General features: G+C 63.4%; 21 protein-coding genes and 1 pseudogene. 10 read left to right on the top strand and 12 right to left on the bottom strand.

Going from position 1 to position 21,478, the window contains the following annotated elements:
• The first annotated feature begins 15 nt into the window (after nucleotides 1–15).
• The 3 genes and pseudogenes from ABIE62_RS09225 to ABIE62_RS09235 all read left to right on the top strand — a co-directional run bounded on the left by ABIE62_RS09225 (nucleotide 16) and on the right by ABIE62_RS09235 (nucleotide 3,687).
• On the top strand, nucleotides 16–2,106 hold the full coding sequence (locus ABIE62_RS09225; RefSeq protein WP_354325646.1) for a flagellar biosynthesis protein FlhA: 2,091 nt from the start codon (nucleotides 16–18) through the stop codon (nucleotides 2,104–2,106).
• Complete coding sequence (locus tag ABIE62_RS09230) at nucleotides 2,103–2,837, top strand: sigma-70 family RNA polymerase sigma factor (RefSeq protein ID WP_354325420.1); 735 nt, start codon at nucleotides 2,103–2,105, stop codon at nucleotides 2,835–2,837. The genes ABIE62_RS09225 and ABIE62_RS09230 overlap by 4 nt, the downstream gene beginning before the upstream one ends.
• Before the next feature lie 72 nt (nucleotides 2,838–2,909).
• A pseudogene (locus ABIE62_RS09235) lies at nucleotides 2,910–3,687 on the top strand (IS5 family transposase).
• Here ABIE62_RS09235 and ABIE62_RS09240 read toward each other — a convergent pair.
• From ABIE62_RS09240 to ABIE62_RS09255, 4 genes are read right to left on the bottom strand one after another with little or no spacing between them, the layout of a single operon-like run.
• Nucleotides 3,688–5,127, bottom strand: coding sequence for an efflux transporter outer membrane subunit (locus ABIE62_RS09240; protein ID WP_354325422.1), 1,440 nt, complete (start codon nucleotides 5,125–5,127; stop codon nucleotides 3,688–3,690).
• Nucleotides 5,128–5,131: 4 nt separating this feature from the next.
• Nucleotides 5,132–6,115 (bottom strand): efflux RND transporter periplasmic adaptor subunit, encoded by a 984-nt coding sequence (locus ABIE62_RS09245; RefSeq protein ID WP_354325424.1) that lies wholly within the window; start codon nucleotides 6,113–6,115, stop codon nucleotides 5,132–5,134.
• A gap of 51 nt (nucleotides 6,116–6,166) precedes the next feature.
• Complete coding sequence (locus ABIE62_RS09250) at nucleotides 6,167–6,898, bottom strand: ABC transporter ATP-binding protein (RefSeq protein ID WP_354325426.1); 732 nt, start codon at nucleotides 6,896–6,898, stop codon at nucleotides 6,167–6,169.
• A gap of 14 nt (nucleotides 6,899–6,912) precedes the next feature.
• The gene (locus ABIE62_RS09255; protein WP_354325428.1) at nucleotides 6,913–8,049 is read right to left on the bottom strand and encodes an ABC transporter permease; all 1,137 of its coding nucleotides are present in this window, start codon (nucleotides 8,047–8,049) and stop codon (nucleotides 6,913–6,915) included.
• 163 nt (nucleotides 8,050–8,212) lie between these two features.
• Here ABIE62_RS09255 and ABIE62_RS09260 point away from each other — a divergent pair, with 163 nt between their 5' ends.
• Nucleotides 8,213–8,806 (top strand): TetR/AcrR family transcriptional regulator, encoded by a 594-nt coding sequence (locus tag ABIE62_RS09260; RefSeq protein WP_354325430.1) that lies wholly within the window; start codon nucleotides 8,213–8,215, stop codon nucleotides 8,804–8,806.
• 105 nt (nucleotides 8,807–8,911) lie between these two features.
• Complete coding sequence (gene ftsH, locus ABIE62_RS09265) at nucleotides 8,912–10,867, top strand: ATP-dependent zinc metalloprotease FtsH (protein ID WP_354325431.1); 1,956 nt, start codon at nucleotides 8,912–8,914, stop codon at nucleotides 10,865–10,867.
• 86 nt (nucleotides 10,868–10,953) lie between these two features.
• On the opposite strand, the gene ABIE62_RS09270 is transcribed toward ftsH, so the two are convergent.
• A complete protein-coding gene (locus ABIE62_RS09270) occupies nucleotides 10,954–11,685 on the bottom strand; it encodes a ParA family protein (RefSeq protein WP_354325432.1) in 732 nt (243 codons plus the stop codon).
• 188 nt (nucleotides 11,686–11,873) lie between these two features.
• A complete protein-coding gene (gene rpoZ, locus ABIE62_RS09275) occupies nucleotides 11,874–12,218 on the bottom strand; it encodes a DNA-directed RNA polymerase subunit omega (RefSeq protein ID WP_354325433.1) in 345 nt (114 codons plus the stop codon).
• A 198-nt stretch (nucleotides 12,219–12,416) separates the two neighbouring features.
• Here rpoZ and ABIE62_RS09280 point away from each other — a divergent pair, with 198 nt between their 5' ends.
• Entirely contained in the window at nucleotides 12,417–13,616 is a 1,200-nt protein-coding gene (locus ABIE62_RS09280) for a phospholipase D-like domain-containing protein (protein WP_354325434.1), read from the top strand.
• A 55-nt stretch (nucleotides 13,617–13,671) separates the two neighbouring features.
• On the opposite strand, the gene ABIE62_RS09285 is transcribed toward ABIE62_RS09280, so the two are convergent.
• Nucleotides 13,672–14,649: an alpha/beta hydrolase gene (locus tag ABIE62_RS09285; protein ID WP_354325436.1), complete on the bottom strand. Its 978-nt coding sequence runs from the start codon at nucleotides 14,647–14,649 to the stop codon at nucleotides 13,672–13,674.
• A 75-nt stretch (nucleotides 14,650–14,724) separates the two neighbouring features.
• Nucleotides 14,725–15,156, bottom strand: coding sequence for a VOC family protein (locus tag ABIE62_RS09290; protein WP_354325438.1), 432 nt, complete (start codon nucleotides 15,154–15,156; stop codon nucleotides 14,725–14,727).
• A gap of 138 nt (nucleotides 15,157–15,294) precedes the next feature.
• On the opposite strand from ABIE62_RS09290, the gene ABIE62_RS09295 reads away from it, so the two are divergent.
• Both ABIE62_RS09295 and ABIE62_RS09300 read left to right on the top strand, forming a co-directional pair.
• Entirely contained in the window at nucleotides 15,295–15,957 is a 663-nt protein-coding gene (locus ABIE62_RS09295) for a glutathione S-transferase family protein (RefSeq protein ID WP_354325440.1), read from the top strand.
• Nucleotides 15,954–16,835 (top strand): S1/P1 nuclease, encoded by an 882-nt coding sequence (locus ABIE62_RS09300; RefSeq protein ID WP_354325442.1) that lies wholly within the window; start codon nucleotides 15,954–15,956, stop codon nucleotides 16,833–16,835. The genes ABIE62_RS09295 and ABIE62_RS09300 overlap by 4 nt, the downstream gene beginning before the upstream one ends.
• Here the strand turns inward: ABIE62_RS09300 and ABIE62_RS09305 are convergent.
• Entirely contained in the window at nucleotides 16,832–17,443 is a 612-nt protein-coding gene (locus ABIE62_RS09305) for a LysE family translocator (RefSeq protein WP_354325443.1), read from the bottom strand. The genes ABIE62_RS09300 and ABIE62_RS09305 overlap by 4 nt on opposite strands.
• Nucleotides 17,444–17,474: 31 nt before the next feature.
• Nucleotides 17,475–17,942, bottom strand: a complete 468-nt coding sequence (locus tag ABIE62_RS09310) for a cupin domain-containing protein (protein WP_354325445.1) — start codon at nucleotides 17,940–17,942, stop codon at nucleotides 17,475–17,477.
• Between the two features lie 29 nt (nucleotides 17,943–17,971).
• On the opposite strand from ABIE62_RS09310, the gene dapE reads away from it, so the two are divergent.
• Nucleotides 17,972–19,120, top strand: coding sequence for a succinyl-diaminopimelate desuccinylase (dapE, locus tag ABIE62_RS09315; RefSeq protein WP_354325447.1), 1,149 nt, complete (start codon nucleotides 17,972–17,974; stop codon nucleotides 19,118–19,120).
• Nucleotide 19,121: 1 nt separating this feature from the next.
• Nucleotides 19,122–20,357, top strand: a complete 1,236-nt coding sequence (locus ABIE62_RS09320; RefSeq protein ID WP_354325449.1) for a dicarboxylate/amino acid:cation symporter — start codon at nucleotides 19,122–19,124, stop codon at nucleotides 20,355–20,357.
• 6 nt (nucleotides 20,358–20,363) lie between these two features.
• Here ABIE62_RS09320 and ABIE62_RS09325 read toward each other — a convergent pair whose 3' ends face one another.
• Together ABIE62_RS09325 and nth are read right to left on the bottom strand one after the other, a co-directional pair.
• The gene (locus ABIE62_RS09325) at nucleotides 20,364–20,765 is read right to left on the bottom strand and encodes a hypothetical protein (protein WP_354325451.1); all 402 of its coding nucleotides are present in this window, start codon (nucleotides 20,763–20,765) and stop codon (nucleotides 20,364–20,366) included.
• 54 nt (nucleotides 20,766–20,819) lie between these two features.
• Complete coding sequence (gene nth, locus ABIE62_RS09330) at nucleotides 20,820–21,476, bottom strand: endonuclease III (protein WP_354325452.1); 657 nt, start codon at nucleotides 21,474–21,476, stop codon at nucleotides 20,820–20,822.
• Nucleotides 21,477–21,478: the final 2 nt, after the last annotated feature.

The raw sequence follows: 21,478 nt of genomic DNA on the forward strand, positions 1-21,478 counted from the left end.
ACCCATGCCGGGCCGATGGCCCGTCTTGCCGCCATGCCTGCCGCGATGGTTTTGCCGGTTGGCATCTTCGCGCTGCTGGCGCTGATGGTGCTACCGATCCCGGCGCTGCTGCTCGACATCTTCTTCGTGCTCAATATCGCGATTTCGATTGCGGTGCTGATGGTGGCGCTCAACGCCAAGCGCCCGCTCGATTTCTCCTCCTTTCCCAGCGTACTTCTGTTCGCGACCCTGCTGCGACTGGCGCTCAACGTCGCATCGACACGGGTGGTGCTGGTCAATGGCCACGAAGGCGGCGCGGCGGCGGGCGAGGTGATCGAAAGCTTCGCCGCGTTTCTGGTCGGCGGCAATTTCGCGGTCGGCCTGTTCGTGTTCGCGATCCTGATGATCATCAACATGATCGTGATCACCAAGGGTGCGGGCCGGGTGTCCGAAGTTTCCGCCCGCTTCGTGCTCGATGCGCTGCCGGGCAAGCAGATGGCGATCGATGCCGACATCGCCGCCGGCCTCGTCACCGCCGACGAAGCGCGCGAACGTCGCCGTGAAGTCAGCGTCGAAGCCGATTTCTACGGTTCGATGGATGGTGCCTCCAAATTCGTGAAGGGCGATGCGGTGGCGGCGCTGCTGATCCTCGGCGTCAACATCATCGGCGGGTTCGCGGTCGGGATGATCAGCCACGGGCTGTCGGCGGGTGAGGCGGGCGAGGTCTATATCACGCTGGCGGTTGGCGATGCGCTGGTGGCGCAGGTGCCATCGCTGCTGCTGTCGATTGCGGCGGCAGCCATCGTCACCCGCGTATCCGATCAGCGCGATCTGGCCGGGCAAATCGGCGGACAATTCGCCGATCCGCGCGGGTGGTTGCCGGTGGCGCTGATTCTGGGCGCGGTCGGGGTTGTGCCCGCCATGCCGCAGATGATCTTCCTACCCGGCGCCGCAATCGCAGCGACCATCTGGTGGCAATTGAAACGCCGCGCCGCCGCCCCGCCGCCGCCCGCAGCGCCCGCCGAAGAGGTCGCCCCTGATCATATCGCGCTGGCTGATGTCAGCGATGCCACGCTGGTGACGATTGAGCTGGGCTATGGCCTCGTCGGGCTGGTCGATGCCGCGCAAGGATCGCCGCTGATCACCCGCATCACCGGCATCCGCAAGCAATTGTCGCGCGATCTGGGCTTTGTTCTGCCGCAGTTCCGGATCCGCGATTCGCTCGATCTGGCTGCGCAGGATTACGCGGTGCTGATCGGCGGGGTTAGCGCGGCGCGCGGTAATATTCGTCCCGGCAAGCTGCTGGCGATTGACGCGGGCGATGTGCGCGCGGGCCACGGATTGACGGGCGAGGCGACCCGCGATCCCAGCTTTGATTGCCCGGCGCTGTGGATCGCTGCGTCTGCGCGCGATCATGCGGTTGCCGAAGGGTTTCTGGTGGTCGACCCCTCAACCGTTATCGCCACCCACGCCAATCAGGCACTGCTGGCCGAAGCGCACCAATTGCTTGGCCCCGACGAAGTGCGCGAATGGGTCGATGGCTTGAAATCGCGGGCGCCCGCGCTGGTGGAGGCGGTGCATCCCGATCCGCTGCCCCTGGCCGCGCTGACCCGCATCCTGCGCGCGCTGGTGGCCGACGGGATCGGGCTGGCACATCCGCAACCGCTGTTCACGTCGCTGGCGCTGGCATTGCAGAAAAACCCTGAATTCGATGCGGTGATCGACGCGGTGCGCGCCGACTTGGGCGCACGCCTGACCGCGCGCATTGCCGCGCCGGGCGAGCCGTTGAAGGTGGTGACGCTGGATGCCGGGCTGGAAAGCGCAATCCTCGGCGGGATGATCGATCCGGCCACCGGTCAGCCGCTGATCGAGCCTGATTGCGGCGGGATGATCGTGCGCGAGGTCAACCGCATCGCCGACGATCAGGGCGCAGCAATTGCCCTGATCGTGCAACCCCCGGCGCGCCGCGCGCTCGCCGCTTTGCTCAAGCCGCGCGCGCCGCGCTGTCTCGTCCTGTCGATTGCCGAACTGCCTGCGACCCAGCCGATTGCGGTGGTCGGCGTGATCGGCGCAGCGGATGACACCCCGGCAATTTCCGTCCCCCCGACACAGGAATTGGCCGCATGAAACATGACCACGCCGCCTTTGCATCTGCCCGCCCTCACGTTGCGCCCTATGCGGTATCGCGCGCCGTGGTCGAAGACCGGGTGCGCCGGTTCATGCCGCTGGTGCGCCGCGCCGCGTGGCACATCAACGGCAACGGGCGCGAAGGGCTGGAGATCGAGGATCTGGTGCAGGCGGGCATCCTTGCGCTGACCGAATGTGCGCAGCGTCACAACGGCCCGACCGAGGATGGCTTTGCCGCTTATGCCAAGATCCGGGTGCGCGGCGCGATGCTGGATGAAGTGCGTCGGGTCGCGCATGACAGCCGCACTGCACGCACCAAGCGCGCCGGATATGACCGCGCACTCGCCGCCTTGCGCGGCCAGTTGGGGCGCGAACCGAGCCGCGCCGAACTGGCCCGCGCAATGGCGGTCAGCGATGCCGAACTGCTCGCCATCGAAGCATCTGGCGTCAGGCTCACGCCGATCGATGATGCCTATGACGAAACCAGCCTCGCCTTTGCCAGTGACGATCCCGATCCGTTCGAAGCGCTATGCGCCGCCGAAGACCGCGACCGGTTGGTGGAGGCGATGATCCAATTGCCCGACCGGCTGAAACTGGTGTTGCAGCTGTTCTTCGTCGAGGAATTGAACCTCACCGAAATCGCCGCCGTATTGGAAGTCAGCGTGCCGCGCGTCCACCAGCTGCGCGCCAAGGCGTTGAAAGACCTGCGCGCGCTGATGGAGGGGGATTAGGCTCAGAACCTATTAATTGCTTGCAAGGGGGAGTGATTGATTGATTCAATGGCAGCGCAAGGAGGGGTTGTCATGAGTGATCTGATCTGGTTGTCGGTGGCGCAGATGCGCCGGATCGAGCCATATTTCCCGTTGTCGCACGGGGTTCCCAGGGTTGATGACCGGCGGATTATCAGCGGCATCATCTTCGTGATCCGCAATGGTCTGCGCTGGCGCGATGCTCCGCGCGAGTATGGGCCGCACAAGACCATCTACAATGCTCTCCTGAGCTTGTCGAAGGGCGCTTTGTCCGCTGGAGCCGTATGGGCGTGTTCAACCGCATCTTTGCAGCACTGACCGGAGAGGCGGGCGAGCCGGACACGATCATGATCGACGCCACCCACCTCAAGGCGCACCGGACGGCGACCAGCCTGTTAAAAGGGGGGCTCTTCCCCGACGTATCGGGCGCACCAAAGGTGGGCTGAACTCCAAGCTTCACGCCGTGTGCGATGGCGAGGGGCGACCGATCATCCTGTTGCTCAGCGAAGGGCAGATGAGCGATCATCGGGGCGCGGCGCTGCTATTTGACAGCCTGCCCAACGCCAGGGTGCTGCTGGGAGACAAGGGCTATGACAGCGACTGGCTCCGCACCGCGCTTGCCGAGCGCGGTATCACTGCTTGCATCCCGCCGCTACGCCACCGCAAGGTTCAGCATGTCTACGACAAGCAGCTCTACCGACAGCGCCACAAGGTTGAAAACGTCTTCGCCAGAATCAAGGACTGGCGCCGTGTCGCCCCCCGCTACGACCGCTGCGCCCACACATTCTTGTCCGCCATCTGCATCGCCGCAACCGTATGCTACTGGTTGTGATCAATGATAATTACTGGCCCCGAAATCGCCGCCCCCCAGCGCCTGCCACAACAGGATGCGCGCGCGCGCCGCGCGGCCCAGCGCTGCCGCCGCACGTTCGCCGCTGGCATCGGCGGCGCGGCGATCTTCGAGCACTTCGAGAAAACTGGCGAGGCCCGCGCGGTAACGTGTTTCGCTGAGCGCAGCGGCGCGGTTCAACTGATCGCGCTCGCTGACCGTCAACCGCGCCTCTTCATCGGCGGCGGTGACCAGACCATAGGCTGTCTCGGCGTCGCCCAGCGCCTGAAACACCGCGCCGCGATAGGCGGCAAAGGCGGCGCGCTTGTCCGCCGCCGCGCCGTCAATTTCGGCCGCCACCCGCCCGAAATCGAGCAGCGGCCCGGCAATCGCGCCGGTTAGCGTGCCGATAATCGAATCATCGTCGAAAAAGTCTCCAGGGTCGAACGCCGCCAATCCGATGATACCCGTCAAGGTGATGCGCGGAAAGCGCGCGCGCGCGGCGGCGGCCAGATCGGCATCGCTGGCGGCCAGATTGGCAGCGGCAGCGGCGACATCGGGGCGGTTGGCGAGTAATTCGGACGGGAGCGAAGCGGGTGGTGCATTGGGGGCAAGGATCGGCGCAGCGGTGTCCAGCGCCGCGCGCACGCTTGCCGCATCTTGGCCCGTGAGCGTGACAAGCCGCCCGATCAGCCGCGCGCGTTCGCTTTCCAGCGCGGCGAGGCGCACGGCGGAGGAACTGGCGGTGGCTTCGGCGCGCACGCGGTCGAAACCGGGGGCGATCCCGGCGTCCTCGCGCACCTTGGCAAGGCTGGCGAGTTGCTGCGAAGCGGCAACATCAGCGTTGATCGCGGCGGCGCGCGCGTCCAGCACTCGCCAATCGGTGACGCTACCCGCGATTTCCGCCAGCAGCGCCAGCCGCACGCCTTGTGCCTGCGCGCTCGCGGCATCGATCCGGGCCAGCGCGGCGCGTTCCTGCGCTTTGATCTGGCCAAAAATATCCGGATCCCAGCTGGCGGTGATGTTGGCGCCGTAAGTGGTCTGCTCGGATGGTACGAAGCCTTGCCGCCCCGCTTCGCCGAACTGGTTGGTATTGATGCGGTTCTGCCGGACGCTGCCATCGGCGGTGATATTGGGCAGGCGTTCGGCCCCGGCACGGCGGGCACCTGCGCGCGCATTGTCGATCCGGGCGAGTGCCTCGGCCAAGCTGGGCGCTTCGGCAATCGCGGCATCGGTAAGCGCGCTGTAAGCCGGATCGTCCATTGGCATCAGCGTGGCAAGCGCAGTTTGCGCGTCTGCATCAGGCGCGAAGAAGAACGTTGCGGGCAAATCTGGCGTTGGCGTGGCGATTTCGGGCGCGGGGTGCGCCATGCAGCCCGCCAATATCAGCGGCAGCAGCGCAGCGCTCGTCAGCGCGCGGATCGTGGGGGCGGGGCGGGACATCGCCTCAGTCCTCCTTGCCCGCTGGCGCAGCCTTGGCCGCGATGAAGGCATCGATCTGCTGGCCGACGCGGAACACGTCGCTGGGCGGCAAGGCATAGATTACCTGCAACACCCGCACATCGACCCGTTCCGATGCGCTGTTGGTGAGCGAGCGTTTGGGGATCACCAAGGGTTCGGCGCGCACAAATGTTGCCTTTACCTGCACCTCTGCCGCGCCGCGCGGGCTGATGATCGCCGGTTCCCCGATGACGACCCGCGCGACTTCGTTTTCGTCAATATCGACGCGCACGTGCAGCGGGGTGGTTTCGCCCATCTGGATCAGCGGATCAGAATTGCCGCCCGCTTGGGTGGAAACAAATTCGCCCGGATCAATGTTGACCGCCAGAATCTCTCCCGCAATCGGTGCGCGCACGATCAGCCGTTCAATCTCGGTGCGCGCCGCTGCCGCATTGGCGCGCGCAGCGGAAAGACGCGCTCGTGCTGTGCCAAGGCGGCTGGTGGCAGCCGCTTCGTTGCCTTCGGCGTTGATCACCTCGGCACGGCTGACCGCGGCGGGATCGTCCAGCTGGCGATAGAGATCGAGCTGCTGGCGCGCGGTCTTTTGCGCGGCCTGCGCCTCGGCAATCGCCGCGCGTGCTTCGCTGATTGCGGCTTCGGCCTGCGCGAGGCTGGCGCGCGCCGCGCGGGCATCGACCAGAAACAACACGTCGCCCTTGGCCACACGGTCACCGGGCTGCACTCTTATATCAGTGACCAGCCCCGACAGCGCCGAGCCGATATCGATCAGTTCGCTCGCCGGTTCGACCACCCCGGCCCCGGCCACGCGCGGCGCATCGACAAGTTCGCCGGACGCTTTGGGCGGTTGTTCGCCCGGCGGGATGGTTGACCGGTCGGGCAGGCCGAACAGGATCAGCCAGGCCGCAATGGCTACGCCGATCAGCGCAGCAATCGGCAGGATCTGGCGACTAAAGCTCAGGTTGCGGAGCATGATATCCTCGGCGTGTTCAAGAGGGAAAAGGAGCGGGAGCGTGAGAGCGATTTAGTGGTCATCGGGCATTTCCGTGCCGTCATGGGTGATGCGCCCGTCTTCGAGCACGATGATCCGGTCAGCCAGATCGAAGATGCGGTTATCGTGGGTAACGATGATGCACGCCCGGTCAGGTGTCACCGCGACTTCGCGCAGCAGATCCATCACCCGCCGCCCCGAACGCGCATCGAGCGCGGCGGTCGGTTCATCGCACACCACCAATCGCGGTTCGTGCACCAGCGCGCGTGCGATGGCGACGCGCTGCTGCTGCCCGCCCGAAAGTTGATTGGGCAGTTTGTGCGCTTCATCCCCGATATTGAGTTTGTCCAGAAGCACCTGTGCGCGCTCCCGCGCTTCGGCAATCCGCATACCCTGCGCAATCAGCGGCACGGCGGCATTGGTCACCGCATCGATTGAAGGGATCAGGTTATATTGCTGAAAGATAAAGCCGATATTGTTAAGGCGGAAATTGACCAGCTCGGTATCCGACAGTTTGTAGATATCGGTGCCGAACACCTTCACTTCGCCCGCAGTCGGCCACAATATGCCGCACATGATCGAGATAAGCGTGGTTTTGCCCGATCCGCTTTCGCCCACCACATAGGTCATCTCGCCTGCGCGGATATCGCTATCGATGCCGTGCAGAACGCGGATGGTGGTTTGCCCGGCCTCGAAATCGCGGGTTATGCCGCGCGCACAGATCGCCGATTGCGGGTCGCATCCGCCGATGGATCTGGTGTCCATGATCGCCGCCGCGCTCACCTGAACACCGACGCGGGTTCGGTGTTGAGCACGCTGCGGATCGCCAGCAGGCCGGTGATCGCGAGTATGATGATGACTGCCACCAGACTGATCAGCGGGATCTGCCAGGGGATATAGAACCCCTTGAAGAACGGATTGGCGCTGAACCCTTCGATAAACGCCACCGTACCCATCACGCCCAACGCATAGCCGATCATGCCGACCAGCCCCGCCTGCGCCGCCACCATGGCCATGATCTTGCCATTGGTGACTCCGATGGCCTTCAATGCCCCGAACTGCTTGATATTGTCGCGGATGAACAGGCTGAAGGTCAGCCCGACAATCGCCACGCCAACCACAAAGCCCAGGAACACGGTGATCCCGAAATTGGTCGGGATACCGGTGTTTTCAATGATGAAATCCACCCCAGCGCTGGCGAATTCTTCGCGGGTTTCAGCCTTCAGCCCGGTCTCCGCCTCAATCCGCGCGGCGACCGCTTCAGCCGTCTGCCCATCGCGCACGCCTGCCAGCACAAAGCTTTGCCGGTTGCGGGTGCCCGGCACGAAATTGAGCGCGTTGGAATAGCGGGTGTAGAGCACCACGGTGCTGGTGAAACTGGGGATCGCATCGGCAATCCCGCGAATGACAGCGCGCTGATCGTTCAATTCCAGCCGTTCGCCGATCGGGCTGGCGCCGGGCGGAAACAGCCGGGCGGTGCCGGTATCGTCGATGATCACCGTATCGGGCGCGAACAGCACTTTCTTGTCGCCTTCGATCATGCGCGCGGGCATCCCGATCAGGGTGGCATCATCGACCCCGATCACCGCCACGCCTTCCAGATCGCCATCCTTGGTGCGCACCGTCGCCTGCGCGCGCAGATGTTGCACCGCCCATTCAACCCCCTCAACCGATCGCACTTTATCAAGCGCGGTCGGCGGCATGGCGTAGGTTACATCGGTGGTGCGGCTGGCCGGGTCCATCACCCACACTTCGGCCTCAGGAGCATTATAAACCCCGCTCGCCCCGCGCTCGACCAGATTGACGAAAATCGTCATCTGCTGGGTGATCAGCAGCGTCGAAAAGGCGATGCCGAACAACAGCCCATAGAACTTCTGGGCGTCACCGGTGAGCATTCTGATGGCGATCCAGATCACGCGCGGGAAACCTCTTTGTGAAGTCGGGGTTGCAAGATTGGTCTAGGAAGAGCAATTATGAACGATAGCGTTTAATTGAACGGAGCCGTTCACTTTGTCAACCTGCGGTTCATCCGCCAACAACGAATGTTCAGGCCCCCGCAAGGCGGGTCGCCCGTCAGACGTGACCAAGCGGCAGGGCATTATAGATACGGCGGCGCGGCATTTTTTCGAGCACGGCTATGCCGCCACCGCAATCGAACAGGTCGCTGCCGATGCGGGCGTTTCCAAGGTGACGATCTACAACCAGTTCGGCGACAAGCGCGCGCTGTTCGCGGCGGCGGTCGCGTGCGAATGTGAGAAATTGCGCGGCCATTTTTCATTGGATGCGATGCCGCAGGGCACCATCCGCGAACGTCTGACCGCGATCGGAGAGGCGATTGTCGCTTTCTTGTCCCGACCGGAAATGATCCAGTTCGATCGCCGCATCGCCGCCGAGACCGAGACCGAGCCGGCGATTGGCGAAGTGTTTCTGGATGCGGGGCCGCGCCGCATGAAGCACGGGTTTGCCGCCTATCTGCGCTATTGCGCCGAAACTGGCGATCTGGTGCTGGACGATCCCGAACTTGCTGCCGAACAATTCGTTTCGCTGTGCAAAGGCATGGACGATCTTGAACGCCGGTTTGGCGCGGCAGTCACTCCGGAAAACTTCGAACGCCGGATTGCGGGAGCAGTTCATGTGTTTTTGGCCGCTTACGGCACTGCCTGCCATCGATAATTGGCATCACGCTGATCGAATATCAGCGCTCCGCCAAACGGGCGCATTATCTTGCCATTCACAGAGCGCGTCCTACATTGTCGGTGACGAAAGGATTCCCGTGCAATGAGCGATCAGAACGACCCCCAGCCGCAGGGCGATGGCCCCAACCCTTGGGTCAAACAGCTGATGATCTGGGGCGGTATTTTCCTAGCCCTGCTTTTGGTGGTGACGATGTTCGGCAATGCCGCGCAGACCCCCGGCACCGCGATCCGCTATTCAGATTTCCGCGCCGCTGTCGCCGAAGGCGAAGTGAAGGATGTGCAGATGGGTGATGAACTCATCACCGGCACGCTCAAGAACGGCGAATCCTTCACAACTGTGCCGGTGCCCAACGACATCGACATCACACAGTTGATGGAAGACAACGGGGTGCAGTTCACCGGCAAGCAGCGCGAACAGCAGAGCATGCTGTTGTTCATCCTGTTCCAGTCTCTGCCGTTTATCCTGATCCTCGGCATCGCGTTCTTTGCGTTGCGGCAGGTGCAAAAGGGCGGCGGCGGCGGGGCCATGGGCTTTGGCAAGTCCAAGGCGAAGTTGCTGACGGAACGTTCGGGCAAGGTGACATTCGATGATGTCGCCGGGATCGACGAAGCGCGCGAGGAATTGCAGGAAATCGTCGAATTCCTGCGCGATCCGCAGCGTTTCTCCAAGCTTGGCGGGCAGATCCCCAAGGGCGCATTGCTGGTCGGTTCGCCCGGCACCGGCAAGACCTTGCTCGCCCGCGCCATCGCAGGCGAAGCGGGCGTGCCGTTCTTCACCATTTCGGGTTCGGACTTCGTCGAAATGTTCGTCGGCGTCGGCGCGAGCCGCGTGCGCGACATGTTCGAACAGGCCAAGAAAAACGCCCCGTGCATCGTCTTCATCGATGAAATCGACGCCGTAGGCCGGTCGCGTGGCAATGGCCTCGGCAATTCGAATGATGAACGCGAACAGACGCTCAATCAGTTGCTGGTCGAAATGGACGGGTTTGAAGCCAACGAAGGCATCATCATCATCGCCGCGACCAACCGCCCCGATGTGCTCGACCCGGCGCTGCTGCGCCCGGGCCGGTTTGACCGTCAGGTGGTGGTGCCGATCCCCGATATCGACGGGCGCGAGAAGATTCTGGGCGTGCACATGAAGAAGGTGCCGCTGGCGCCCGACGTGAACCCGCGGGTGATCGCACGCGGCACGCCCGGATTTTCGGGCGCCGACCTTGCCAATCTCGTCAACGAAGCTGCCCTGCTGGCCGCACGCCGCAACAAGCGGCTGGTGGCGATGCAGGAGTTTGAGGACGCCAAGGACAAGGTCATGATGGGCGCGGAACGCCGCTCGATGGTGATGACCGACGACGAAAAGAAAATGACCGCCTATCACGAAGCCGGCCATGCGATCGTCTCGGTGCACGAAGCCGCTTCCGACCCGATCCACAAAGCCACCATCATCCCGCGCGGCCGCGCGCTGGGCATGGTGATGCGTCTTCCGGAGCGGGACAGCTATTCCTACCACCGCGATAAAATGCACGCGAACCTTTCGGTCTCGATGGGCGGACGCGTGGCGGAGGAAATCATCTTCGGTCACGACAAGGTGTCGTCCGGTGCCTCGTCCGATATCCAGTATGCAACTGATCTGGCGCGCAATATGGTGACCCGCTGGGGGATGAGCGACAAGCTTGGCCCGCTGCAATATGAGGCTAGTCAGGATGGTTATCTCGGCATGGGGCAGACCATTCGGACGATGGCTTCGGATGAAACCAACAAGCTGATCGATGCCGAAATCAAGGGGCTGGTCGAAGGCGCGCACGCCCGCGCGACGGACGTCCTCAAGACCCACGAGGATCAATTGCACCTGCTGGCGCAAGCGCTGCTCGAATACGAAACGCTGACGGGTGAGGACATTCGCCAGCTGCTCGAAAACGGCAAGATCGACCGTCCCGATACCGCGCGCGGCCCGGTGATTCCGCAGCCGGTTCAAGGATCTTCGATCCCCAAGGCGGGCAAGCGCTTCGGGAAGGGCGACGAAGCACCGCAAGGCGCCTGATCCTTCAGCGCATCGCAAAATCATGGGCGTTCGGAGTGATCCGGGCGCCCTTTTTGCTTGCGGTCAAGGCCGCCGGAACGCGCGGATTATCGGCTGGCGAGCTTGCGTTCGATTGCGGTCCAAAGTTGGGAAATCGCCCGCGCCGCCGGAGAGCGCGGGGCAAACGCGCCTACAGGCCTGCGTTCCACCGCGCATTGTTCAACCGCGCTCGCCAGCGGGATGACGGGCCAGTTCGGGTTCGCCTCGCGCGCTTCGCGGTGGAGTGTCCGGCGCAGGTCAATCATCGACAGAACGGGCAAGATCGGCGGGTGTCCTTTGCCCGAACCGCGCACTTCTTCCACCACCACATCAAAGGCGCGGGCGGATAGCGGGGAGGGGGGGAGCGGCACGATGATGAGATCGGCGGCGCGGATTACCTGCGCGCTCAACTCATTGAGAACAGGGGGGCAATCGAAGATTATCCGGTCATAATCCTTACCCAGCCCCGCCGTCAGCCGGGCGAGCCGTTTCTTCTTGCCGATCCGGTCAAGCTGGCGGTCAAGCTTGCGGATGGTTTCATCGGCGGGCAGCAGATCAAGGCCCGCATAGGCGGTCGGCTGGATCAGCTTTACCGGATCGCCGCCATCCCCGAACATACTGTCTGCGCTATGTTTTCTCTTGGGATCGACCCCCAGAAGAAAGCCCGATCCATTGGCCGCATCCAGATCCCACAGCAGCGTTTTGCGGCGCGAGATGCTGGCCGCGCACCATGCCAGATTGGCCGCCAGCGTGGTCTTTCCCACCCCGCCTTTGACGCTGTAAACCGCGATCGATGCCATGCCTGCGCGCTGCCCTGTTCTGTGACGGTTTGATTACACCGGCACAGGGATAAGGCGCAAAAACCCGATGGCAAGCGCGATCAAGCCAGGGTCAAGAAGCGGTCAAGGAGGGGGCAAAGCCAGTCAAGCCCGGGTCTGGGCCAGTCTAAACCACCCCAAACACCGCCGCAATCCTACAGCAGCGCCAATCAGCCTTCGTAATCGCCACCCAGCGACGATGTGCGGGCCGGTGCCGAGGCGGTGATCCGCAGGGCTTCGGCCGACTGGCTGAGCGAACCGATCTCATCGGCCTCATCCTCATCATCGGGGAGGATTTTTTGCAGGCTGACCACCAGCGATTCGAGCAGGTCGCGCGGGCGGATGGTTTCATCTGCGATTTCGCGCAGCGCCACGACCGGGTTCTTGTCCCGATCACGGTCAATGGTCAGGTCGCTGCCGCCCGAGATTTCACGCGCGCGCTGTGCGGCGAGCAATACGAGGTCGAAACGGTTGGGAACCTTGTCGACGCAATCTTCAACGGTAACGCGTGCCATGGGCGGCCCTTTTGGAATCACTGAATGCAGGAAAGATGCGCAGCTAGGCAAGAGGGTGCGCGAAGTCAAGGTTTGCAGGCGGCAGGCATGGGCGGGGAAAGCGACCGCGTAGCCCCCCTGCCTCCACATGGCGCTGCAAACCTCCGTCCGTCCCAATCCTCTACCCAAAGCTATCCGCCCTGCGCTAAGGCAGTGGTTATGGACAAAGCCCAGCCCACAGCCAAAGACGGCGCGGCCTATTGCGATCTCGATCCCTTCACTATTGATGCGCAAGGGCATTGTTTTACCTTTTACCCGCACGGGCCGGATCGTCTGGCCGCGCTGGTCGATCTGATTGGCAGCGCGCGCGAAACGCTCAAGGTGTTCTACTATCTGTTCGATAGCGACGTATCGGGCACCAAAGTGCGCGATGCGCTGATGGCTGCGGCGGCGCGCGGGGTCTCGATAGAATTGATTGTCGATGATTTTGGCAATGATGCAGGGGCCGAATTTTTCCGGCCGCTAACCGATGCGGGCGGGTATTTCGCGATTTTCTCGCCCCGGCTGGGCAAACGCTATCTGGTGCGCAATCATCAGAAGTTCGTGATTGCCGATGGCACCCGGGTAATGACCGGCGGGGCCAATGTTTCCGACCATTATTACGCACCCCCTGTAGATAATGGCTGGTGCGATCTGTCGGTGACCATCGCAGGCGCGGTGGTGCAGCGGTTCACCCAATGGTTCGGTCTGCTGAAAGACTGGGTCGAAAATGATGCCGCCGGACGCACCGCGAACCTGCGTGCCTTGCGCGATATCGTCAAGGATTGGGACGGCAGCGTTGATGGCAATGGCAGCGCGGTGCGGCTGCTGATTGGCGGGCCACTGGTGCGGCAGGGCCATTGGGCGTGGTGTCTGCGCAAGGATCTGGTGAGCGCGGTGCGGCTCGACACCGTTTCGGCCTATTTTTCACCGCCGCGCAGTGTCCGCCGCCTGATCGCCAGGGTTGCCCGGCGGGGTGAGGTGCGGATGGTGATGGCGGGCAAATCCGATTTCGCCCCCGCCACCGACATGGCGCGCCTGCAATACAAAGACTTGCTGAAGGCAGGCGCGCGGGTTTTCGAATTTCTGCCGTGCAAGTTACACATGAAACTGCTGGTGATCGATGATGCGAGCTACATCGGCAGCGCCAACCTCGACAAGCGGTCATTCCGGCTCAATGTCGAATTGATGGTGCGGATCGATGATGCGGCGCTTGCCGCGAAACTGCGTGAACTGATCGCCCATCTGGAGGCGGCGAGCATGCCGGTGACGCGCGAATGGTATGCGCGCGAAAGCACGTTCCTGAACCGGTTGCGCTGGCGGATAGCATATTGGATGGCGCTCGCCGATTACCGGGTGGGCAAGCTGGGAGCGGGATGAACGGCCGGCTCAGGTCAGGCCGCAATCGGTTCGAGGCAGGCCTCGAACCTTGGTATCAGGGCTGCTGGATGAAACCCGCGATTGCGGCGATGATCCCCTTGGCCAGTGGCAGATCGGGCGCGGTGTAGGTTGCCATGTTGTCCGCCGGGCTGTTGCCCGCAACGTCTTTCAGCACATGGCTGGCATCGGGCAGGATCGTCAGCGTGGCAGAGGGGTTGGCGGCCTTCAGCCGCTGCGCATCGGCCACCGACACTTGCAAGTCCTTGCCACCCTGAACGATCAGGATCGGCAATTGCGCACGCGCGGCGAGGTCTGCCGGGTCAAGCGCCATGATGCTGATGAAATAGCCCTGCAATGCCGGATTGAACAACGGCAGCAACGCCGGGGGCAGGGTGGCCGCATCGACCCGCTGGCCTGCGGCGAGCCGGTCAATCGCATCTTCCGCCGCACCAAGCAGCGGCGCATTGGCCGGGTTGGCGCGCAGCTGTTCCTTGAGCACTTCGCCCAGCGGCCTGCCCGGCGCAGCGATCAGCACCAGCCCGCACAGGCCTTTAACCTGCTGCGCGGCCGCAAGCGCCACCAGCCCGCCTTCGCTATGGCCCAGCAGCCAGACGCAATCCGCCCCCGTCGCCGTGCGGATCACATCGACCCATGCGGCGGTGTCAGCCACATAATCGGCAATCGTCACCGCGTTGGCATCGGGGATGGCGGCGGCGCTGCCGAACATCCCGCGCTTGTCGATCCGCACGCTGGCAATGCCTTCGGCGGCAAGCCCTTCCGCCAGCAAGCGATAGCTCGCCGCGCGCACGCCGAGCGGGTTATTGCCGTCGCGGTCGGTCGGGCCAGAGCCGGGGATGATCAGTGCCACCGGCCGCTGCGCTTCGGCTGCATTGCGCGCCGGGGCATCTATCATGGTGCCAACCAGCGGCCCATGCGGCCCCGCAGCTTCGATCTGCGTTTCGGGTGCAGGATTGGCGTGGGCTGGCACGGCGATTGCCAGCGCGGAAGCCAGCAGGGCGGTATATTTGATCATGGCTTGCTCCTTGCGCCTAAAGAGATGGCATCGGCTGGCGGCTGCGGGATTGCGGGACGAAGTGCCTCGCCGCCCTTAGCGCGCGAATAACTGCCCGACATCGGCAAAGGCTTTGAACTCCAGCGCATTGCCTGATGGATCGCGTAGGAACATCGTGGCCTGTTCGCCCGGCTGGCCTCTGAAACGGATGGTCGGTTCGATCACGAATTCGCAGCCGCCAGCGCGCAGCCGCGCCGCCAGTGCCTCCCACTCGTCCATGCCCAGCACAAGGCCGAAATGCGGTACCGGCACCCCGTGGCCGTCAACGTGGGTATTGGCAACATCGCGATTTTTGGCACCCGCCTTGCCCGGCGCAAGGTGCGCGACAATCTGGTGGCCGTGGAAATCGAAATCGATCCATTCATCGCTCGACCGCCCTTCGCTGCACCCCATCACCCCGCCATAAAAGGCGCGCGCGGCGGAAAGATCATCAACCGGGAAGGCGAGGTGAAACGGACGAAGGGTCATCAGCGAAGCTCCTGTTGGTGGCACAGCAATAGCCGCTTCATGCTCGACAGGAAATGCCCGCATATCTAGGGGTGCTACCGGTCGCGCAAGCGAACCTCGATAACTGAAAAGTCCCGGCAAGGTGGAGCAGACGACCTCATGAAACTGATCATCGGTAACAAGAATTATTCCAGCTGGAGTCTGCGCGGCTGGCTTGCGGTCAAGCAATCGGGCCTGCATTTCGACGAGCTTACTGTGCCGCTGATGGGCGAAGAATGGGATCGGCTGAAACAGGACATGGACGAGATGCAGCCGTCATCGGGCAAGATGCCGATCCTGTGGGATGGCGAAGCGGTGGTGTGGGAAAGCATGGCGATCATGGAATATCTTGCCGACAAGGTCGGGCGCGACCGGTTCTGGCCCAAGGATAACGTTGCACGCGGGATGGCGCGATCAATGGTGGCGGAAATGCATTCGGGCTATCAATCCTTGCGCAGCGAACTGCCGATGAACATTCGCCGCCGGGTGGAATTGCCTGGCCTCTCCGACGCGACCAAGCACGACATCGTCCGCATCCTTGGCCTGTGGGCCGAAGCGCGCGCGCGCCATGGCGGGGCGGGGCCGTATCTGTTCGGCACGTTCGGCGCGGCGGATATCTTCTATGCCCCGGTGGTGACGCGGTTTGTCACCTATGGCATCGGCGTGCCGGGATTTGCGCAGGCCTATATGCAGGCGATCTGGGAACATGACTGGATGGCCGAATGGATCAGCGCGGCAGGGGAAGAAGAATGGGTGATCGAACAATACGAGGCGGTCGCGTGAAAGCGGCGCTGGCCGTAGTGCTGGCGTTGGCGGTGATGCTGCCCGCACCCGCCCATGCCTGGGGTTTCTACGCCCACCGCAAGACCGCCGCGATTGCCGAGGCCAATGTCTCGCCGCAAGTGCGCGCCAAAATCGCGCGGCTGATCCGGTCGGAACCGGCGCTGGGCACGCCCGAATGCCCGCTCAAATCGCTTGAGGATGCGGCGGTGTGGGCCGATTGCATCCGCGGCGAAGGCTGGCGCTGGGGCTTTACCGCCGCGTGGCATTACCGCACCGCGCCGGTCTGTCAGGCGTTCAACCCCCGCGCCAATTGTGCGGGCGGCAATTGCGTCACCGCGCAAGTGACCCGCGCCCACCGGATGCTGGCCGATGAAAGCCTGCCCGCCGCGATCCGGCTGGAGGCGCTGGCCTTCGTGGTGCATTTTGCCGGCGATGTGCATATGCCGCTGCATTCGGGCGATAACGAGGATCGCGGCGGCAATGACCGCAAGGCGGATTACGGGATCAGACCGGGCTATAACTTGCACAGCATCTGGGATGGCCCGCTGGCCGAACGCGCGATCAGCGATCCCGCCGATCCGGTGGTGCGGCGCTATTCGCCCGCCGAACGCGCGGAGTTGAGCGGCGGCTCGCCCGACGACTGGGGCCGTGAAAGCTGGGAAATTGCGCGCGGCTTTGTCTATCCCACCGCATTCGACACCGAAGACGTTTGCGCCGCCCCGCTGCCCGATGAAACTGCGTTGAGCCAAGAGGACATCATCCGCGGGGTGCCGATTGCCAAACGCCGCGTGCAGCAGGCCGGGCTGCGCATCGCCGATCTGTTGGAAAGCGCGTTCGCGCCGGGGCCGCTGGTGGTGGAGGAGCAGCGGCGGCGTTAAGCGAATGCTTTGGTAAGGAACCACGCCGCCACGCCCAGCATCGCCAGCGCCAGCACTCGCCGCACGATCATCGCGCGATGCTGCGCCATCAGCAATGGTCGCAGTCGCCCCGCTCCCAGCACCAGCGCCAGATGGATCGACGTGGCGATAATGACGCTGACTGCGGCCATCGCCAGCCCCTGGCTCAGACTTGGCCGGCCTCCGGCGATGAACTGCGGCATGACGGTGATGAAAAACAGCGCCGATTTGGGATTGAAAAGGTTGATCGCCAATCCCGCAAAGAAATTGCGCCGTCCGATGACGTGCGGGGTGGCGGCTGGCGAACTTTCCCCCGATGCGCGCCATGCCTCAAACGCCAGCCACGCCATCATGGCCGCGGCCAACGCCGACATCGCCTGCGCCAGCATTGCGTCTTGCGCGAGGATGAAACTGGCCGCCAGCACGCTGAGCGCCGCATTGCCAGCGAGGCCCAATGCAATCCCGCTGATCGCAGCAAGCCCCGCGCGCCGCCCCTCGGCCAGGGTAAGCGTGACCAGCCACCCCATATTCGGCCCCGGTGTCAGCTCGATCAGCAGCACGGCAAGCGCAAATCCGGCAATATCCATCATGCCGCTGGTTCCCCGCAGTCCGCGCGCCGCTTCATGGGAGCCGTTCGCTGGCGTAGCGGCTTCCGTCCTTATGGGCATAGCCTTCCGGTCCGAACACCATGTCGATGTCTGAATATTCGCCGCTATCATCATCGCGCACACCCGCGCTGATGGCGACGAAGGCGCAGGGGCTATCCGAACGGTTGTGCAGATGGTGGCCGTTGGCTTCCCCGGCCGGAAAAGCCAGCACATCACCCGCGCTGACCGGGGTTTCGCCGCGATCATCGATCAACACCGCGTGGCCTTCGATCATCACCACCAATTCGTCTTGCCCGCGATGCCAGTGGCGCTGCGACGAGAACGCACCCGGCTCCAGCACCACGTGGCTCGCCCCCATCTGTGTCAGGCCCGCAGGCGGTGCCAGCCGACGATACCAACGGCCCGCAACCGCCGCGTCATAGGGCGGCGGATAGCCGGTCGCATTGGTCTGGGGAATGGCGTCAAGATCAAGCTTGGGCATTGGCGGCAACTCCTGCTAGGCCTGCACGAATGCTCGATCCGCTCGACCTTGCCAAGCGCCTGATTGCCGCGCCTTCCGTGACGCCTGCAAGTGGCGCGGTGTTTGATGAATTGGAAGCGATGCTCGCGCCGCTGGGCTTTGCGGTGCATCGGTTCATGCGCGGCGCAGGGCCGGAAGGCAGCGACGAGGCACCGGTCGAAAACCTGTTCGCCATTCGCGCCGGGCCGCCGGGGTCGCGGCACTTTGCCTTTGCCGGGCATCTGGATGTGGTGCCGCCGGGAGATGGCTGGGCAACCGATCCGTTTACCCCCGAAGTGCGCGGTGAACTGCTGCACGGGCGCGGCGCGGTCGATATGAAGGGCGCGATTGCCGCAATGGTCGCCGCCGTCGCCAATGTGCCTGCCGAAGCGGGCACGATCAGTTTCATCATCACCGGCGACGAAGAAGGCCCCGCGCTGCACGGCACCCGCGCGCTGATCGATTACATGGTGGCAGCGGGCCACCAACCCGACCTATGCCTTGTGGGTGAGCCTACGTCCGTCAACCGCTTGGGCGACATGGTGAAGATCGGGCGGCGCGGTTCGGTCAATATCTGGATTACCGTGGACGGCACGCAGGGCCATGTCGCCTATCCGCATCTGGCCGATAATCCGCTGCCCAAACTGGTGGCGATTCTGGCGGAACTGGACGCGCTGACGCTGGATACAGGCACGCAGTGGTTTCAGCCGTCGAACCTTGAAATCACTGAAATCACCGCGCCCAACACCGCGCACAACGTCATCCCCGCGCAGGGGCGGGCGCGGATATCGATCCGCTTCAACGATTTGCACAGCGGCAAAAGCCTGTCCGACAGGGTTTGCGCCATCGCCGAACAGCACGGCGGCCATGCGCGACCGATTATTTCGGGCGAACCGTTCCTGACCGAACCGGGCGCGTTTTCGAAACTGGTCGCGGCGGCGGTTGAGGCGGAAACCGGCATCGCCCCCGAACTGTCCACCACCGGCGGCACATCCGACGCGCGGTTCCTGCGCAGCGTCTGCCCGGTGATCGAATTCGGCCTGTGCAACGCCACCATGCATAAGCGTGACGAGGCTGCGGCGGTTTCCGATCTGGCCGCGCTCGCCCGTATCTATGCCCGCATCGGCCGCGCCGCGCTGACGTTAGAGGAAGGATATTAATTTGAGCACCTGGCTGCGAATTCCCCTGTGGCAACGCGTGATTGCGGCGCTGATCCTTGGCATTATCGTCGGGCGTTTTTGGGGGCCGGGGGCGGAAAGCATCAAGATCATCGGCGATGTGTTCGTCGCCTTTATCAAGATGCTGGTGGTGCCGTTGATCTTCTTCAGTCTGGTGGCGGGTGTCGCCAGTATTGGCGATCTGCGCAAGCTGGGCAGCGTCGGCTGGCGGGCGATGTTGCTGTTTGTGGTGACCGGTCAGATGTCGGTGTGGCTGGGGCTGACGCTGGGCACGTTGATTGCGCCGGGTCTGGGCGTGGATACCTCCGCGTTGACCCTAGGAGCCGCGCCCGATCCCGCCGAGACCAGCTGGCGCGAGATGGTGCTCGGCATGATCCCGCAAAGCCCGGTGCAGGTGATGGCGGACGTCAACGTGTTGCCACTGATCGTGTTCTCGCTGCTGATCGGGATCGGCATCCTGATGGCCAAGGAAGACGGCGAGCCCGCGCTCAAGATCTTCGAAAGCGGCTCTGTGGTGATGCAGAAAGTTACCATGGTAGTGATGGAACTGACCCCGTTCGGCGTTTTCGCGCTGATGGCGTGGGTGGCGGGGACGCTGGGCTTCGATGCGCTGGCTGCGCTCGGCAAGCTGGTGTTCCTCAACTACTTCGGCTGCCTCCTAATCATCGGGTTGATCTACGGCGCGATGATCAAATTCATTGCCAAGGTGCCATTGATCGGGTTTTTCCGCGGCATGATCGACGCGATTGCGGTCAGCTATTCCACCGCCAGTTCCAACGCGACGCTGCCGGTCACGCTGCGCTGTGCCGAACGCAATCTGGGCGTGTCAAAGCCGGTTGCCAGCTTTGTCATCAGCCTTGGCGCGACGGTGAACATGAATGGCACGGCTATGTATCTGGGGCTGGCGACCCTGTTCGGGGCGCAGATTTTCGGGGTGGATCTGAGCTGGGGCGATTACGCGATGATCGCGCTGCTCGGCACGCTCGGCGCGGTCGGCGCGGCGGGGATTCCCGGCGCGGGGCTGATCATGATGGCGCTGGTGTTCAGCGCGGTGAACGTGCCGCTGGAAACCATCGCCTTTGTCGCCGGGGTTGACCGGATCATGGACATGATGCGCACCACCACCAACATCACCGGCGATGGCGCGGTGGCGGTGACCGTGGCGAGCCTGACGGGCGAACTCGACAAGGCCGAACTGATCAGCGCGGATGATGTGTAGGTAGATTTACTTTTTCACATATTCGACCGGCACAAACTCACCCAAGGTGCAGCCTGCCCCGCGTTGCAATACGCCCCCATAATCTTGCAGCGCATAGACGATCTGCGTGGTGCACAATTGGTTGAGCGAGGTTTCGTAGGTAATGGCCTCTTCAAAGCTCAAACCCGGACAGCGTTGCGGCAAGATGCTGCGATAAACATCGCCGCCGGTCATCTCGAAATCGATTACCCAGTCACTGCGCACCGCCGTCTGGCGGATCTGGCTTCGGGTGAGGCATTGCTTCGGCGCGCCAAGCACGTTTACGGCGGGCGCTCCGGCGGTGGGGTTGGCCTGGGTCGCCTGTTCTACCGGGGCACAAGCCACGGCAAGGACGGGTAAAGCGGCAAGGCTCAGGTTCCGCAGGTTCATCACGCTTCTCCACCAATATGCGACGCATCATCGCCCCGGCGCTTGAACCTTGGCTTAATCCGCGCGCCCCCGCAGCGCCTCCAGCACCTTCTTCCTGAAGCTGCACAGGTCAGCGACCTTGCAGCGCCAGCATTCGGGCGTCCTTGCCTTGCAGACATAGCGCCCGTGCAGGATCATCCAGTGGTGCGAATGCAGGCGAAATGGCTGCGGCACGCGCTTTTCCAGCTTGGCCTCGACCGCTTCGGGGGTCTTGCCCCTGGCCATGCCGGTGCGGTTGCCAAGGCGGAAGATGTGGGTGTCGACCGCAAAGGTTTCCTGCCCGAACCAGCAATTGAGCACGACATTGGCGGTCTTGCGCCCGACGCCGGGCAGGCGGGTGAGGGCTTCGCGGGTATCGGGCACTTCGCCGCCATATTCATCGACCAGCAGCTGGGACAACGCGATCACGTTCTTGGCCTTGGAATTGAACAGGCCGATGGTCTTGATGTGCTCTTTCAGCCCATCCTCTCCCAGATCGAGCATCTGCTGCGGCGTTGAAACCTTGGCGAACAACGCCCGCGTCGCTTTGTTCACCCCGACATCGGTCGCCTGCGCGGACAGCGCCACGGCCACCACCAACTGATAAGCATTGCCATATTCCAGCTCGGTCTGGGGCGAGGGGTTATCCTCGGCCAGGCGGCGGAAAAATTCGAAAATCTGATCGCGGGTCATCA

The organism is Porphyrobacter sp. MBR-155 (genome assembly GCF_040547625.1).
GTDB lineage: Bacteria > Pseudomonadota > Alphaproteobacteria > Sphingomonadales > Sphingomonadaceae > Erythrobacter.